Raw genomic sequence first — 15,436 nt, 5'->3', positions numbered from 1 at the left:
ATGCTATGAGCAATCACAAACATATACATCAGCCCTACATACTGACAACGGTCAGCGGAAAAGGCGGCGTCGGAAAAAGTATGGCTACGGTAAATATTGCCGACACGCTGAAAAACATGGGATATTCGGTTGCCATCATTGATGCCGACCTGGGATTATCCAACTGTGCTACGCTGCTGAATGAGCAGGTGGATGCCACCGTAATGCAATGGATTCAGGGAGAGTGCGGACTTGAGGATCTGCCGCATGACTGTGACGGGCTGACACTGGTGACCGGATCCGACAGGCCGGGAAATATGGAGCAAAATCTTGAGCTGCTTCTTGATGCGATGGATCAGGTCCTGGCGGCAATGTCGGAGCAGTTTGATTTCATTTTCATCGACACACCGGCCGGTTCCGGAGAGCTTAGCCTCTGGGCACTGGATCGTGCCAATATGGGGATGATCATTCTTGTTAATGAACCAACGGCCATTTCGGATGTATATCGCTTTTGCAAATATGTATTGAGCATTGATCCGACATATCCGTTCGCAAGTGTGGTGAATTTTGCTGAAAACGAAGAGTCGGCCGAGGGTATTCACAACCGCTTCAATACCATCCTGCAGTATTTCATGAAACAGCAGGTCAGTTATCTCGGATTCATTCCGGCCAGCGAAGAGGTGCGAAAATCGGTTCAAAAGCAGATTCCGCTTACCAGGGCAGTGCCACGTTCAGAGATTCTGAAAGAGCTTGAATTTATTTCCCACAATATCATGAACGGCATTCCCGAACAGCTGGCACCACAGGGATCCGGATCATTGAGTCACGAATAATTTGAGGAAACGCCATGTTATTACGGTTGATTACTGCCATATCATTGCTCCTCTTTGCATTGCTGCTGATGGGCGGCCAGCAGATTGATCAGGCTTTGTACCGCAGTGTACTTGTCTTTCTGATGCTGTTTGCGGCCATCTATGTAAGCATCTTTTTTATCAACATCATCAGGGAAACCGGCCAAAACGAACCTTCTTCCTCAGCTGCTGCTGCCGAAAATGAAAGCGGCGGGAAGAACAGCGAGGTCAAAACCCGAAAAAAGGTATAAGATATGGGTGATCTTTCTTTACAGGAACTTGTTGATTCCTATTGCCAGGAACCTGCCGAAGGGCTCAGAAATGCGATTATCAGCAAATCCATGCCCCTGTTGCGGAGTATCATCGGAAAAATCAGGAAACCGGACCATCCGCTCACGCAGGATGAAGACCTTGAAAGCGCCGCCATCACAGGTTTGATCCAGGCGCTGGACAGTTACGACTGCAGTAAAAAAATCCAGTTCAATACTTATGCCTACTACCGTATCCGGGGCAATGTCATTGACTATCTCCGGAAGGTGGACCAGCTGCCGCGTATTCAGCGAACAAACTACGGACGGGCACAGGACATTATCGATCAGATGTCCCAGAAACTGGGCCGGGTTCCGGAAGACGAGGAGGTCGCTGCCGAGCTGGACATTTCGCTGGAAGATTACCGCATGATGCTCAGCAGCGTGCAGCAGCGCAATGCATTGTCACTTGATTCGCGTTTTGACAGTGAGGACGGGTCCATGTACGACACAATGCCCGATCCTGACAGTGAGCAGCCTGACAGCGGCATGCTTCAGGATGCCATGATCATCAAACTGCGTGACAAAATCGGAAAATTGCCCGAACGCGAACGACTTATCCTGACCCTCTACTATTTTGAGGATATGACCCTGAGTGAAATCGCTGTTTTACTGGGGCTTTCGGAGGCGCGTATTTCACAGATTGTAGGCAAATTGCTTATCGAACTGAAAAGCGATCTTAAACCGGAGCTTACGCGCTAAACCGGATACCGACCATGACCTCCATCTCACGCATTGCGGAACTGGCAAAAATACCGGAGATACATCGTAAGAAACGGGAATCTCAGCTTCTGAAAAAGAAACGCCAGAAGGAGGACGAGGAGCGCCCGCCTTTCCCGCTGAAAGGAAAACCCTGCTTCAGAAAACCCAGAACCGGCATTTCACGACCTCCTGTGGAAAAAAAACAGCCCCGGCCGCCATCATCTGAAGATGGAGTCGGAGATCAGCTTGATCTGAAAGTGTAAGCACAGTATTTCTTACGGTGCAATCAGGTCCAGTACTCTTGAGAGATAGTCGAACATGCTCTGGAACAGCATATCAAAGGCTACCGGAAGATAGGGGACGATCAGCACGAGCATGATCAGTCCCACACCCACCTTGACCGGCAGGGCAATGAAGAAGATGTTTGCCTGCGGCATTATGCGTGCAAAGATCGCAAATGAGAGATTGAGCATGAAGAAAACTATCAAAAACGGTGATGCGATCTGAACGCCGTTTATGAAAAGGCGTGTCGCCATCTGGATAAATATCGGCGATGCCTCCGTGAGCTGCGCTGTGCTTACCGGGACCGTTTCAAAACTCCGGGCCAGTGCCATGATGTAGACCTTGTCCCCCTCGATAACCAGAAAATAAATGATCGCCAGCATGCTGAATATGTTGCTGACCACCGCCGTCTGCTGCTGGCTCATGGTATCCACAACATTTGCAAAACGAAGGGCAGCCTGAATGCTTATAAGACTTCCGCTCAGCTCCAGTGCGGCAAAAATCAGCTGCCCGACCAGGCCGAGTGCCACACCAATCAGTATTTCCTGTATGATGATGAACAACAGCTCCACAAAAGTGGTATCCACGTCGAGCATGACATTTTGTGCGGGGATAACGGGATAGAGCAGCACACTGGTGACCAGTGCAAAAAATATTTTGACCTGCACGGGGAAGACCGCCGTACTGAAGAAAGGGGCGGTCATCATCATGCTGCTGACCCTGACAAAGATCAGAAAAGCCGCTGTGATATATTCAATTGTAAACAGGTCCATCAGCAGGTCCGGGCTTCATTGGTTTCTTTCATGCACTGCCTGCCGGGTCAGCAGAAACTTTACTGTGCGATATTGGGGATGAAATCAAATATCCGCTCTGTGAATCCGACGGCATACTGAAGCATGAATCCGAACAGAAAAAAAAGAATGATGACCACCACAACCATTTTGGGAACGTAGCTCAGGGTCATCTCCTGGATGGAAGTGGCCGCCTGAAATATGGCAATCGACAATCCGATCAAAAGGGCACCGAGCAGTACGGGCCCGGCAAGCACCACTGCCGTAGTCAGTGCTTCCTGCACCCAGTAGATACCTGTTTCTGTGTTCATGACAACCTGATTTAAATGTAATCCGGGATATTTCTGAACTAATTGAAGCTGCGTACCATGGACTGGACCAGCAGATACCAGCCGTCGGTCAGAACAAATACGAGAATCTTGAACGGCAGCGATACCAGCACCGGGGGAAGGAATATGATTCCCATCGATAGCAGAATGGAGGCCACAACAAGATCAATGACCATAAAGGGCAGATAGATCATGAACCCAATCTGAAATGCGATGCGCAGTTCGCTGATGACATAGGATGGCACCACCACGTACAACGGAATATCTGCGACGCTGCCGGCCGGTTCCAGATCCATCATGTCCATGAAAAAGAGCAGGTCCTGCTCACGGGTCTGACGCACCATGAATTCCTTGAGCGGGACCGCCGCTTCTGTCAATGCTTCCGCCTGGGTCATTTCCTCATTGACGTAGGGCTGTATCGCCTGCTCATTTACCGCATTGAACGTCGGCATCATGATGAAAATAGTCAGGAACAGCGCAAGGCCGATCAACACCTGATTGGGTGGGGACTGCTGCGTACCCAGGCCCATCCTGAGAAAGAAAAATACGACAATGATGCGGGTGAAACTGGTCATCATCGTAATGAAAGCAGGACCAAATGACAGTACTGTTATCAGTATCAGGGCCTGTATGGCAAGCGAAAAATCCTCGGCCTCGCCGCCTATCGTAAGATCCATCTGGGGCAGTGCCTGTGCTAATACGGAAAAAATCATGACTTACCGCTGAACATGTTGTAAAAACTCCGGTCACCGGACTTCGGTTCGGACGGGCTGGATTCTTTCCACTCTTCTTTTGAATACCGGTGCAGAAGCCGGACAGCTCCTGAGCTGATTCCAAGGATCCAGATTTCGTCGTTCACTTCAAGGATTTTCAGCTGGCTTCCGGGCGCCACGGTGTGCTGGCCTATGTCGCGAAAATACTTCCCTGACAAGCTGAATCCCGTTTTTTTGCGTGACCACCACCAGACAAGCCCGAGCAGTACGATCAGGACAACAAAGGTTGTCAGGGCATTCATGAAAATGCGGGACGACTCGCGGTCTCCCGGGCTCTGACCCGGATTGTTTTCCGCCATAATGGCCGTAACGCTGTCCTGATGTTCCTGAGAGTAGTTATTTGTGCCGGATTCCGACCGGTACTCCATGCGGGAGACCATGAACAGCCAGACTACCAGCAGCACTACGGAAACAGAGACAACCGTCCCGAGTACTTTTTTGGGATCACCGGATGGTATGTACTGTTTGATATCCATTATTACAGGCCGGCAATTCTTTCCCGGGTGGTGATAAGATTGGATATCCTGACACCGAAGTGTTCATCAATGACAATAACCTCTCCGTGTGCAATTTTTGAACCGTTTACAAGGATGTCCACCGGTTCACCCGCAAGTTTGTCCAGCTCAATAATAGATCCTTTTGAAAGCTGAAGCACCTTGCCCAGCGGCATCTCTATCTGTCCGAGCTGGACAGATACTTCCATCTCCACGTCCTTGAGCAATGCCATGCTGTGTGAATGGCCGTTTCCGGAAGACCCGCCATTGTCAAAATCGTCAAATTCCACCCGGCGTCCTGAAATGACTTCCGACTCGTCCACTTCTCTTCCGGGCTGCTCCCGGTCACCCATTTTGTCCGGGTCCATTTCGGTGAAGTCCTTCCCGCCTGCTTTTTTCTGCTGGTCAGCAGCCTTGCCAGTCTCCTGACCGGATTTGAACGGGGTTTTCTTTGCATCGCCGGATGATTCCGCAGTCTGTCCGGCCTCCGTTTTTCCGGATGCCTCTTCTTTCTGCGCGCTTTCCGTTTGTTCCGGATAACCAATCATCACTTCTGCCCGGACGTCATTGTCTGCAAGGCCGCTCACGTCCATTTTGGTGTGAAAGTATTCGGTATGATTAAACCGCTTTTCAACCTGTCTGGCTGTCAGTACCTCGATTTCATTGACCTTCAGGGCGATCTCTTTGACTTTCAGCTTTTTCTGAAGCATGGTAATGAGCTCGCCGGAAAACTTTTTCAGCAGATCGCGGGTAATCTCATTGTTTTTCTTTTCCTCTACACCCATCATGATACTGGAGAGCAGTCCAAACCACTCCTGATCCAGAATAAGAAGGATATCCGTTTTCAGTTGCTCATCTCTTGTGAAGACAAAGATATCTTCTTTTCCGAGATCTTTCCGGAATGAGTCCCGGTCAACATTTTCAGATGAAACTATCGAAATTTTGGACTCTTCCTGAAGAACCGATGTCAAAAACTTCTCGACATCCGGGAGGTGCTGTTCCAGTTCGGATTTTATGTTTTCCAGTTTCATAATAATTCCTGTTCGTTAATTTCTTCCAGTATTTGATAAATTTTTACCGCTTTTTTGTTGCCCCGGGTACCGGGATACGCCATCATTTTCTTTACACCGTGGATTCTGACCTCCAGGGGCTGGTCGGTTTTCTGATTAAGAGCGATGGCATCACCTTCCTCCAGGTCCATAAGCTCGCCGATCGTGAGAGTTGTTGTGCCCAGAAGGGGCTGCACCCGGATATTGGCCATGCTCAAGGTCTGTTCGTATCCTTTCAGCTGCTCTTCGGAAAGCTTGGCCTGCCGCGAATGGCTTCCGGACTGCAAAACCGACTCATTCAGCGACTCCTTTAGCAGGCTGTACGGGTATGATATTTTCAGCTCGACACTCTGCTCTCCCAGGTCTACGCGGAACACCGCAACAATGGAAGGATCTGCAGATATCATATGCACATTCTCCGGTTTGCTTTCGTAGGAAAATGAACTGATCCTGAAGCTCATGATCGGTTCCCAGGCCGCAATAATCTCCCGGTTCACATTTTTCATGATCCGGGACATGATCTTCTCTTCTATGGTGGTCAGCATCCGGTGCTCATCGAGTCCCTGTCCCCTGCCGCCGCTCTGCTTTTCCACGAGATGAATGCAGAATCCGGGTTTCATTACCATAACCATGTCGCCACCAAGCTCTTCCACATTGAGCACATAGATGGCGCTGGGGGTTTCAATATGCCTGACAAACTCGCTGGTAGCAAGCTGGTCGATCTGCATCAGTTTGACATCCACCTTGGTGCGGAGGGCGGAACTGAAAACCCGGCTCAGGTTGCGCGCGAACACTTCGTGAAGCGTACGCAGGGTTCGCATGATCTCCTTGCTGAAGAGCTTGGGATGCTTGAAATCGTAAGGCTCTACGTATTTTTTCCGCCGCGGAGCTGTTCTCGGATGGTTGGAATCCATAAATATTCACATCGGTTAACACACATCATTGCATTACATACTTGGTGAAATACAAATTGCGTACCGAATGTGAACCGATAACCCGATTTATTTCTCCGGCAAGTTCGCGCCGGAGTTCCTGCCGCCCGTCATATCTGATAAGTTCGTTTACCTGCTTGGATGAAAGCACCTCGTTGATACGATCCTTTATCTCCATTTCGTATCTCTGAATACGTTCAATATCCCTGCCTGAGGACAATTCAAGGCCGATTTCGACGACGAGGAAGCGCTGTGCGTTGGTATTAGTGGGGTTGGCAATGATCTCGTCGAATTTGTAGGTGACCTTTTCTTCCGAAATATTTCCGAGCGTGTGCTCATAGATCACATCGTAATATTCATCCACAAGGTAATATGCCAGTCCGGCCTGCGCCGCAAACAGCAATGCGAAAAGGAAATATTTTCCCGGAAGCAGAAATTTTGATCTCCGCTTACCTGTCGCATTTTGCGAATCTGTTTTTTTGTTATCCTTGCTGACAGCAGGCATGATTGTATGTATGGGTTACTCTCTGTCGACTGCACTACTTCGCTCCCAGATTGGCAGCTGATCAGTCAGGTCAATGTATTCGTCGTCATATCTGACATAAATTTCCACCCGGCGGTTCGTCCTTCTGCCGCTATCTGTATCGTTCGAAGCAATCGGACGGTATTCGCCGTAGCTGCTTGCCTTGAAACGATCCGGATCCAGGCCCGAAATATCCTTGATAAAACGGACTACGGAAACAGCACGGGCCGCCCCCAGATCCCAGTTCGTCCTATAATACGCACTTTCCCTCAAAGGTACATTATCCGTATGGCCCTGCACTTCGGTTTCGTAGATATCGTCGGAAAAAAGCTCTCCAATTTCTGTCAGGATGTTTCTCGCATCCGGCAGCAGCTGTGATGATCCGCTGTTGAAGGTTACCGACTCGCTCAATGTAATCCTGATACCTTCGGGGATCAGGTCAATTTCAAAATGATCTTCCAGCTGGCGGTCTTCAATAAAATCTACAAGTGCCTGCCATCGCTCCATCCGCTCCTGCTTCAGCTCTTCTTCCCTGTCCATCGACCGTCGGTCGATCACGGTTTGCTGCTGATCCAGCACTCCGGTCCCCCCCTGAAAACGGCGAAGAAACTCCTGAAGGGTGTCCATGTCGACCCCTGGCGTGAGCATATATAAAACGACGAAAAAGACCAGCAGCAACGTGACCATGTCACTGTAGGTCATCAGCCAGTTTCCAGAGTTCTTCTTAGATCGTCCCATGAGTTGTTCTGTTGTTCAGGCCAGTATTTATAGAGCTTCTCTTCTTTTTCCTTTGTCACCCGGACTTCATCATGGAACTGGAGATATGTGGCGCGGTCTTTGGGATCCACGTAGTTGAGCATCTTTTTGTCCATAATGCGCGGGTTTTCCCCTTCAACAATGGACATGATGGCAACATGGAACATTCTCTTTCTGTTGTTGTCAAGTTCACTCAGATACTCAAGCTTTCCGGCGAGCGGATTGAAGAACATGTTCGCTGAGATGGTGCCGTACAGCGTGGTCAAAAGAGCGACCGAAAGACCGCGGCCGAGACTTTCCGGATCCGAAATATTCTGAAGCATCAGGATCATACCGATAACCGTACCGATCATTCCGAAAGCCGGAGCATACGAAGCCATCGAATAGAGCACGTTTATGGAAATCTCCGCACGCCGTTCGTTGCTTTTGATCTGATCATCAAGAATGGCATTCAGGTTTCCCTTGGAAATACCGTCAACGGCAAGCTGCAAGCCGTTTTTCAGGAAGTTGTCTTCGATATATTCAACTTCTTTGTCAAGAGAAATTAGTCCGCCTCTGCGTGCCCTCCGGGCAAACATGTTCATCAGCTCCACATCGGTCCGCAAATCCACAGTCCGGGCTTTCATCATGCTGGATATGGTCTTAAAGCTGTCGCTGATGTTGTCCCAGCTGTAATTGACCATGGTTGCAGCTATGACACCTCCAAATACGATAAAGAAGGAGGAGGTGCTGGCAAACGCAATCAACTCTCCCTGAGAGACGATGGCGACGGCGATAAGGCCGAAACCAGCTAAAAATCCTATGAGTGCCGAGCGATCTAACATATCTGAGTTATCGGCAGTCTGCCCCGAAACTGAAGGGCAGACTGTTATGTTTTTTTCAGAAATTCACTCCGGCAGCATTACCGCTTCAGGTTTACAGCCTCCATCAGCATTTCATCTGCCGTTGAAATAACCCTTGCACTGGACTGGTAAGCCCGCTGCGAGGTGATCATCTCCGTAAACTCCTTGGCCAGATCCACATTGGATCCTTCCAGAGAGCCGGAGTTAATAGTAGTATCGGACATATTGTCTGCAGAGTTAATAAAAACTTCACCTGCAGCTGATGAAGCGCGGAACAGGCCTCCGCCAACCATCTCCAGGCCGTTGTCATTCTGCACTTCAGCAAGAGCGACCTGAGCCAGCGTCCTGTTTTCGCCGTTGTCATAAATACCCTGCAGGCGTCCTTCTCCGTCGATATCAACATCAAGCAGCTGTCCCTGGGCGTTGCCGTCCTGGGAGAGTACCTTGGCCGTGTTGGAACCGGCATACTGCGTGAATCCGATTCCGGTCTCCTCATCACCAAACCTGATGGTGAAATCCTGTGCATTGGCACCACTGGAGGGATCCTGGAATCCTTCAATCTCAATCTCAGATCCGGATGTAAGATTGCCGTCACTGTCGAATGTGATGGTTCCGGTTGCGCCGCCAGCAGCGTCACCGCCGTCGGGGAAAGTGATCTCGTAATCCCAGTTGAACTCATCCTGCTTTTCCAGGGTCATCAGGACCGAATGGGCATTTCCGAGGTTGTCATAAATAGTCGTATTTAAAACGCGCTCCTGCCCTGCCTCACCGGAAAGGTTACCGGTCAGCAGAACCTCTTCGGTCTGATTGGGTTCCAGCACCTGATCGAAATCAACAAAAATGTTTTCGGTTGTTCCGCCCGGATTGATCTCACCGTCTCTGGAGTTATAGCCCTGAACATGGCGTCCGCCCTGATCTACCAGGTGTCCGTCTTTGTTGAATACAAAGTTTCCGGCACGTGTCATATAGGTTTCGGCCTGATCCTGAACCAGGAAGTAACCGCTGCCTTCAAGAGCAAGATCGGTGCCGCGGCCGGTGTTCTGCATAACCCCCTGAGTGAAATCCCGGTCGATGGAGGCAACACGGACACCCAGTCCCACCTGGTTGTTCATCTGGGGCGATGACTCACCTCCGGCATCCGCGCGTCCCATGTTCTGATTCATGAGCTCGGCGAAACTTGCCCGTGAAGACTTGAAACCATTGGTTTCCACATTGGCAATATTGTTACCAATGACGTCCATTTTGGTCTGAAATGATCTCAAACCACTGACTCCTGAATTCAATGCTCTGATTAATGCCATAATGTATCTCCGTTTTTGATTTTGCAGCCATTGAAACTGCCGGGCCTGCACTGTGCGGCCCGTTGTTGTTGTTTGTTAAAATTTAAAATGAGTGTTACAGCAATATGCCCACTTCCTCGACGTCGCCGATGGGAACGTCAATGCCATTTACATTAAGCTTCACACCTTCGCTGGTATACCGGACTTTGGTCGCCAGACCTTCTATGTAGGTGATGGCCTGAATATCGGTGTCTTCATCGGTTTTAGGTTCGATTTTTACGAAGTATTCGCCATCCTGAACCCGGTTTCCGTTGTTGTTCTCGCCGTCCCAGACCCAGTTGTTTTCACCGGCGGACACGTTCTGCAGTGTTTCCCTGCGCACTTCCCTGCCCTCGTGATTCATTATCACAATATCAACTTCTGATGCGGAATGGCTCAGCTTGTATTGGATATCCGTAGTGTCGCCATGTGTATAGGGCACACTTTCGGTAATGGCTTTGACGTTTTTGCCGGTCAGTGAGGCCGCCATGGAGTTGGTCAGTCCGGTGCTCATCATATCCTGACTCTCCTGGAGCTTCTTGAGTCCGTCATTGACATTGATCAGCTGTTCTACGGAGTTGAACTGGGCCAGCTGTGCCGCGAATTCAGCTCCCTCCAGCGGGTTCACCGGATCCTGGTGCCGCATCTGTGCTACCAGCAGCTGCAAGAACTGCTGCTGCCCCATTTCGTTTCTTTTTGCCGTTTCCCCCTGTTTGAAAGCCGAGGAGGTCTGAGAGTTTATGTTATGCAGTTCCATAGCATTTACTGTTTATATCGTCCATTCCATTTGATTGTATCCAAAATCCCGCACGGCCTGAGGTGCAACCTTGTTTACGGCCACCGGTTCTGCTTTGTCTTCTTCATCAAACCTGAGCTGCCCGGACTGGGCAGATTGATCCGGATCACCGAAAAACCGTGCAAAGCCATCTGCGCCGCCGCCATCGAGGTGCAGCTCTATGCTGATGTCACACTCTTTTTCAAGATGCTCCCTGATCTCCTGGAAATGCTGCTGCAGCATGCGGCTGAGTTCCGAATTGGAAGACCCCATTCTCAGCTGCAGCACACCATCCACTTCCCTTGCCGAAACCCGCAGACTTTTTCCATCATCAAGCTGAAAACGGTGGTTCTGCCAGCTGCCTTCCCTGCTTTTCGCCGACTCGCGGGAGTGCTGCACCATTCTGGTGATACCAGGCATGACTTCCCTGCGAAGATCCGCATTTGCCAGATGAGACTGTCCGAGACGTGACAGCGAAGCGCTCACTTCCCTGCGCTCTTCTTCCTGATCTTTTTCAAGCTCAAACTCTTTCAGGAACTCTTTCCAGTCCTGGTCAGAACTGTTCTGTGAATCGGTTATTCCATAGGCTCCGGCACTTTCCGGCTTGATACTGTGAACGGGTTCTGTCAGAGCGATGGTACCGGTTGCACCAGAACCCGGGGCAGATGTACCCCCTTCAACCTGAAACGGCAGGCGTGCCGCGCCGGACTGTCCGTTCCGCTGACTCAGTGCATTGATGTGATCAGCATGGCGGTTTTTGTGGTGCAGACTCCGGCTGCCCTCGTTGCCGTTAAACAGGGCCCGGAATTTCTGCTCCCATGAAGATGCCTTGTCCTTTCCGGATGAAGCTGTTTCCGTGGTTTCTTTTGCTTTTCCTGTAAGCAACTCATCGTTGCGGACATTCCCCCCGGACTGATCTGACAGTTTTGCCGCCTTCTTTTTCGCGTCATCAACCTGCAACCCCTGATCACCGGACCCTTCGCCTTTTTGTGCTGCCTGCAGCTTCATGGCCAATGCCCTGGTGAGCGAATTGAAGCTCCATCCGTCACGGCTGGTGTTATCTGCTGCCTGATTACCGGAATTTCCGTTTCGGGTTATCCCCTCTGCAGACTGACCTTCTTTTCCGTCAGTACCCGCTTTCATTGATCCGCCGGCCGGCATCTCCTGATTGCCCGTAAGGTTCATACCGCCGGAAATGCCGGTGCGGGGTTGTCCGTCCTGACTTTTTTGAGAATCCGCACTGCTGTTCATTGTCTGCACCGGATTCCCGGCATGACCCGCCGTATTTGCTGAGCCATGTGATCCGGAGCCGTTTTGTATCCGTTCGGAATCACCGGTGCTCCCGCCATTTGTGCGGCTGCCGTCGATTTGTCCGGTTGCCTGCTTGTCCGCATCAGCGTTTTTGCCTGAGCCGGCTGCTGCAGTGAGCGCATTTGCAGTGCCTGCGTTTCCGGCAGCGTTGCCGGCGGTATTGTTATCAGCTTTTTTCTTTTCAGAATCAGCTGGTGTATCCAGACTTGCTGCGACATTGGATGCTTTTGCATCATGACCTGAAGCGGCCTTCAGCGCTGCTGCATCCTGTGCATTGGGTAACTCCCCCTTCTCGGCCTCACCACGAAACATCCCTGAAGCCAGTGAAGCATTGACACCCAGCCCGGCCCGGGCACCGTCTGTTGACTGCAGGCCTTTTTCCGGCCCATCAAGCTCATCTTTACTGCTTAGTTGTCCTTCGATTCCTGCTTTGAGATTCCGGATACCGGAGTCATCCGTCCCGTGTATTGCTTTACCGGATTGCGCTGCCGCACCTGAACCGGATCCGGTAACTCCGGAGGCTGCAAGCATATCTGCAAGGTTTCCTGTCTTTCCTGACTCTCCGGTCAAACCGTTTTTACCGGAAGACGCTGACTGTTGACTGTCCTTTTTTTCATCCGTCAGATTGCTTCCCGGGTAATCGCGGCCGCCCGCCTTGCCGGTCTTACGGTCATCACTCTTTTCTTTTTTGTTGTAATCATCCCATACCGAAGACCAGGATGCATCACGATTGTCCGGTGCCCCTTTCACGGTGCTGCTTCCCGGCGGCATCCCTGTACCTGAACGGGGAGACGATGAAACCGGGTTTTTCGAATGCACTAATGGAAATTGACTCATGACATCACCTCATTCATTAGTTTTGCAGCCCGGTCCGGGGCAAGTGAGCGAAGCAGTTTCTCCCTTTGAATGCTTCCGGCACTCCGGTAAAGCCGTACAAGCTGCGAATCTTCCATATTCTGTACGATCGGTGCCAGCTCTTCCTCGTCCAGGTTCAGAAGACTTTTAACCCGTTCTGCAAAATCTTCGTCATCCATGGTTATGGTAGTGCCGTTGGCTGCCGGAATGCCGGCCTCATCGGCTGGCTGCGGCTCCGCCGACTCCAGATCCGCCAATTCTGCCTTCAGCTTTTCATTTTCATTATCCAGTGAATCGATGCGGCTCATCAGTTCGGCATTCTCGGAGTGCAGGCTTTCCAGTTCGGACTGCAGGCTCTCACACTCCTCCGGACTCATCACATCGCCTTCCCAGACCGAACCGGCCATAAGAGGGTCCTCATCCAGCTTCTCAACGTCCCCTGCACGATCAGGATGAATGTGCGGATACAAAAAAAACATCAGGACTGATGTCCCGACAAAGGTACCAACAACAATTCCTAATATTTTTAATGCTTTCATCTGTTTTAAAAAAATCGATTTATAATGACAGATGTAATACCATGACAGTTTTAATCATTTGTCTGTGTGTCAGAGCTTATGCTCTGTCATTGGTATTTCATCTGTTTAATTGTTTGGATTTATGACGTCGCTTGAGCCGAAGGTCACGAAGTGAAATGTCGCGACCTTATTTTATCATCGGTTATAATATTGGGTTGCAATTTCATCCATGGCTTTCTGCTCGTTTCTTTCCAGATCCTCTTTCCAGGCGGAGAACTCCCGGTCTTTTGCTTTTTCCATGATATGGGTTTCGCGGTGCGCCGTTACAAGCTTGTTGCGCTCCTTGTGGATGGCATCCTCGGCTTTTTGCATATCGCGTTCCAGCTTTCCCATTACATTATGAGAGTGCTCAAGATGGGCATAGCTGTTTCTGAGCTTTTGGACATCATAGACTTTGTGCTTGTCTTTTTGTCCCAGAAACTGCTCGAGGTCTGCCTGCACTGCCTCCTTCTGCTCGCTGATCCGCTGCTTGCGCTTCATCTCCTCGGCAAGTTTCTGCCTCTGCACTTTTTCTCTGTGCTCCCGGACTTTCAGTACCGGTTCCAATGAAAATTTAAAGGACATGTGCCTGGTTTTATTTTGTGTTGTCTGGTTTTACTCAGATGCAAATCATGAAAAATTGTGTTGCCGGTCTGTTTTCAGCTTGTGAGCTTCTTCAGCGAACCCCATAAATCCTTGTTGAAGTCCGCCTCATCCATGTTCTGTTTCAAAAATGATTCCAAACCCGGATTTTTTTTGATCGCTTCGTCAATTTTCGGATTTGACCCCTTTACATATGCACCAATGTTTATGAGATCTTCGGCCTCCCTGTAGGTGGCCAGAATCTCTCTCGCCTTCATTGCCACACTCCGGTCTTCCGGCGAAATAATTTGCGGCATCACCCGGGACACGCTCTCCAGCACGTCTATCGCCGGATAATGATTTTTATGCGCAAGTCTCCGTGAAAGAACGATATGGCCGTCGAGAATGGAGCGCACGGCATCGGCTACCGGCTCATTCATATCATCGTTGTCAACCAGCACCGTATAGAGTCCGGTGATGCTGCCTTTATCCGTTTTTCCGGCCCGCTCCAGCACCTTTGGAAGCAAGGCAAACACGCTGGGAGGGTATCCCTTGGTCGTCGGAGGCTCTCCGGATGCCAGCCCGATTTCCCGCTGTGCCATCGCAACCCTGGTGACCGAATCCAGCATGAGGAGGACATTTTTTCCTTTATCGCGAAAATATTCCGCTATGGCGGTTGCGGTTGAAGCACCTTTGACCCGGCTCATCGCAGCATTATCCGAAGTAACCGCAACAACCACCGACCGCTTCAGACCTTCCTCACCAAGGGCATCGGTAATAAATTCGCTCACCTCGCGCCCCCGCTCGCCTATCAGCCCGATGACATTCACATCCGCCGCTGAATGGCGTGCTATCATCCCCATCAGGACACTTTTCCCGACGCCAGAGCCCGCAAAAATCCCCATACGCTGCCCCATTCCCAGCGTGTTGATCGCATCAATCGCCCGCACACCGGTAAACATGGGTTCATCAATCCGTGTCCGCTCCAGCGGTCCGGGCGGATCGTTATACACCGGCTGGTGTTCGCCGTTGAGAATGGCGCCCTTGTGATCGATCGGCAGCCCGTCAGCATCCACAACACGTCCCAGCATATCGTCACCGATGGCCAGGGTCATCGGCCGGCTGCTCAGTTCCACCAGACAGCCCGACTTCAATCCTTCAATGCGGTCATAGGGCATGAGCAGCGTTTCTTTCTCGCGTATACCCACCACTTCCGACAGAATGGTCTTTCCCGTCTGGGTATGGATCGCATAAATCTCTCCGACACATGCCTGCAATCCGGTGCATTCGACGATGGTCCCGATAACCGTTGACACCTTGCCGTATCGCTTCGGCCCGGATGGTATGAGCGGGATCTTATCACGGATCTGCCCGAAATGTCCGGAAAGTGACTGCTGGGATATGGTGCTGGTGCTCATTGTATTAC

The 15,436-nt window shown here is 50.7% G+C and carries 19 protein-coding genes; 4 read left to right on the top strand and 15 right to left on the bottom strand.

Annotated elements, in window-relative coordinates:
• Positions 1-5 precede the first annotated feature (5 nt).
• The 4 genes from NATSA_RS04685 to NATSA_RS04670 are packed head-to-tail and all read left to right on the top strand — an operon-like array spanning position 6 to position 2,103.
• Positions 6-812 carry a MinD/ParA family ATP-binding protein gene (locus NATSA_RS04685; protein ID WP_210510856.1) on the top strand — a complete coding sequence of 269 codons (807 nt, stop codon included), beginning with the start codon at positions 6-8 and terminating at the stop codon, positions 810-812.
• Positions 813-826: 14 nt separating this feature from the next.
• Positions 827-1,081 (top strand): hypothetical protein, encoded by a 255-nt coding sequence (locus tag NATSA_RS04680; protein WP_210510855.1) that lies wholly within the window; start codon positions 827-829, stop codon positions 1,079-1,081.
• Between the two features lie 3 nt (positions 1,082-1,084).
• Complete coding sequence (locus tag NATSA_RS04675) at positions 1,085-1,840, top strand: sigma-70 family RNA polymerase sigma factor (protein ID WP_210510854.1); 756 nt, start codon at positions 1,085-1,087, stop codon at positions 1,838-1,840.
• Positions 1,841-1,854: 14 nt separating this feature from the next.
• The gene (locus NATSA_RS04670) at positions 1,855-2,103 is read left to right on the top strand and encodes a hypothetical protein (RefSeq protein ID WP_210510853.1); all 249 of its coding nucleotides are present in this window, start codon (positions 1,855-1,857) and stop codon (positions 2,101-2,103) included.
• A 12-nt stretch (positions 2,104-2,115) separates the two neighbouring features.
• On the opposite strand, the gene fliR is transcribed toward NATSA_RS04670, so the two are convergent.
• The 15 genes from fliR to NATSA_RS04595 all read right to left on the bottom strand — a co-directional run bounded on the left by fliR (position 2,116) and on the right by NATSA_RS04595 (position 15,428).
• Positions 2,116-2,895: a flagellar biosynthetic protein FliR gene (gene fliR, locus NATSA_RS04665; RefSeq protein WP_210510852.1), complete on the bottom strand. Its 780-nt coding sequence runs from the start codon at positions 2,893-2,895 to the stop codon at positions 2,116-2,118.
• A 59-nt stretch (positions 2,896-2,954) separates the two neighbouring features.
• Positions 2,955-3,224 (bottom strand): flagellar biosynthesis protein FliQ, encoded by a 270-nt coding sequence (gene fliQ, locus NATSA_RS04660; protein ID WP_210510851.1) that lies wholly within the window; start codon positions 3,222-3,224, stop codon positions 2,955-2,957.
• A gap of 38 nt (positions 3,225-3,262) precedes the next feature.
• Positions 3,263-3,955, bottom strand: coding sequence for a flagellar type III secretion system pore protein FliP (gene fliP / locus NATSA_RS04655; RefSeq protein ID WP_210510850.1), 693 nt, complete (start codon positions 3,953-3,955; stop codon positions 3,263-3,265).
• Complete coding sequence (locus NATSA_RS04650) at positions 3,952-4,491, bottom strand: flagellar biosynthetic protein FliO (RefSeq protein WP_210510849.1); 540 nt, start codon at positions 4,489-4,491, stop codon at positions 3,952-3,954. The genes fliP and NATSA_RS04650 overlap by 4 nt, the downstream gene beginning before the upstream one ends.
• A gap of 2 nt (positions 4,492-4,493) precedes the next feature.
• A complete protein-coding gene (gene fliN, locus NATSA_RS04645) occupies positions 4,494-5,540 on the bottom strand; it encodes a flagellar motor switch protein FliN (RefSeq protein WP_210510848.1) in 1,047 nt (348 codons plus the stop codon).
• Positions 5,537-6,472 carry a flagellar motor switch protein FliM gene (locus tag NATSA_RS04640; RefSeq protein WP_210510847.1) on the bottom strand — a complete coding sequence of 312 codons (936 nt, stop codon included), beginning with the start codon at positions 6,470-6,472 and terminating at the stop codon, positions 5,537-5,539. Before NATSA_RS04640 ends, fliN begins: the two co-directional genes overlap by 4 nt.
• 25 nt (positions 6,473-6,497) lie before the next feature.
• Entirely contained in the window at positions 6,498-6,995 is a 498-nt protein-coding gene (locus NATSA_RS04635) for a flagellar basal body-associated FliL family protein (RefSeq protein ID WP_210510846.1), read from the bottom strand.
• A gap of 15 nt (positions 6,996-7,010) precedes the next feature.
• Positions 7,011-7,751, bottom strand: a complete 741-nt coding sequence (locus NATSA_RS04630; protein ID WP_210510845.1) for an OmpA/MotB family protein — start codon at positions 7,749-7,751, stop codon at positions 7,011-7,013.
• Positions 7,715-8,593, bottom strand: a complete 879-nt coding sequence (locus tag NATSA_RS04625) for a motility protein A (RefSeq protein ID WP_210510844.1) — start codon at positions 8,591-8,593, stop codon at positions 7,715-7,717. The genes NATSA_RS04630 and NATSA_RS04625 overlap by 37 nt, the downstream gene beginning before the upstream one ends.
• Positions 8,594-8,670: 77 nt before the next feature.
• Positions 8,671-9,912, bottom strand: a complete 1,242-nt coding sequence (locus tag NATSA_RS04620; protein ID WP_210510843.1) for a flagellar hook protein FlgE — start codon at positions 9,910-9,912, stop codon at positions 8,671-8,673.
• A 94-nt stretch (positions 9,913-10,006) separates the two neighbouring features.
• A complete protein-coding gene (locus tag NATSA_RS04615) occupies positions 10,007-10,687 on the bottom strand; it encodes a flagellar hook assembly protein FlgD (RefSeq protein WP_210510842.1) in 681 nt (226 codons plus the stop codon).
• Between the two features lie 12 nt (positions 10,688-10,699).
• A complete protein-coding gene (locus NATSA_RS04610; RefSeq protein WP_210510841.1) occupies positions 10,700-12,853 on the bottom strand; it encodes a hypothetical protein in 2,154 nt (717 codons plus the stop codon).
• On the bottom strand, positions 12,850-13,410 hold the full coding sequence (locus NATSA_RS04605) for a methionine--tRNA ligase (RefSeq protein WP_210510840.1): 561 nt from the start codon (positions 13,408-13,410) through the stop codon (positions 12,850-12,852). Before NATSA_RS04605 ends, NATSA_RS04610 begins: the two co-directional genes overlap by 4 nt.
• Before the next feature lie 174 nt (positions 13,411-13,584).
• On the bottom strand, positions 13,585-14,013 hold the full coding sequence (locus NATSA_RS04600) for a flagellar export protein FliJ (RefSeq protein WP_210510839.1): 429 nt from the start codon (positions 14,011-14,013) through the stop codon (positions 13,585-13,587).
• Positions 14,014-14,087: 74 nt separating this feature from the next.
• Positions 14,088-15,428 carry a FliI/YscN family ATPase gene (locus NATSA_RS04595; RefSeq protein ID WP_210510838.1) on the bottom strand — a complete coding sequence of 447 codons (1,341 nt, stop codon included), beginning with the start codon at positions 15,426-15,428 and terminating at the stop codon, positions 14,088-14,090.
• Positions 15,429-15,436: the final 8 nt, after the last annotated feature.

Origin of the sequence: Natronogracilivirga saccharolytica (assembly GCF_017921895.1) — a bacterium.
GTDB classification, from domain to species: Bacteria; Bacteroidota; Rhodothermia; order Balneolales; family Natronogracilivirgulaceae; genus Natronogracilivirga; species Natronogracilivirga saccharolytica.
The sequence above is the reverse complement of the archived record's forward strand: the minus strand, read 5'-3'. Positions and strand labels throughout refer to the sequence as shown.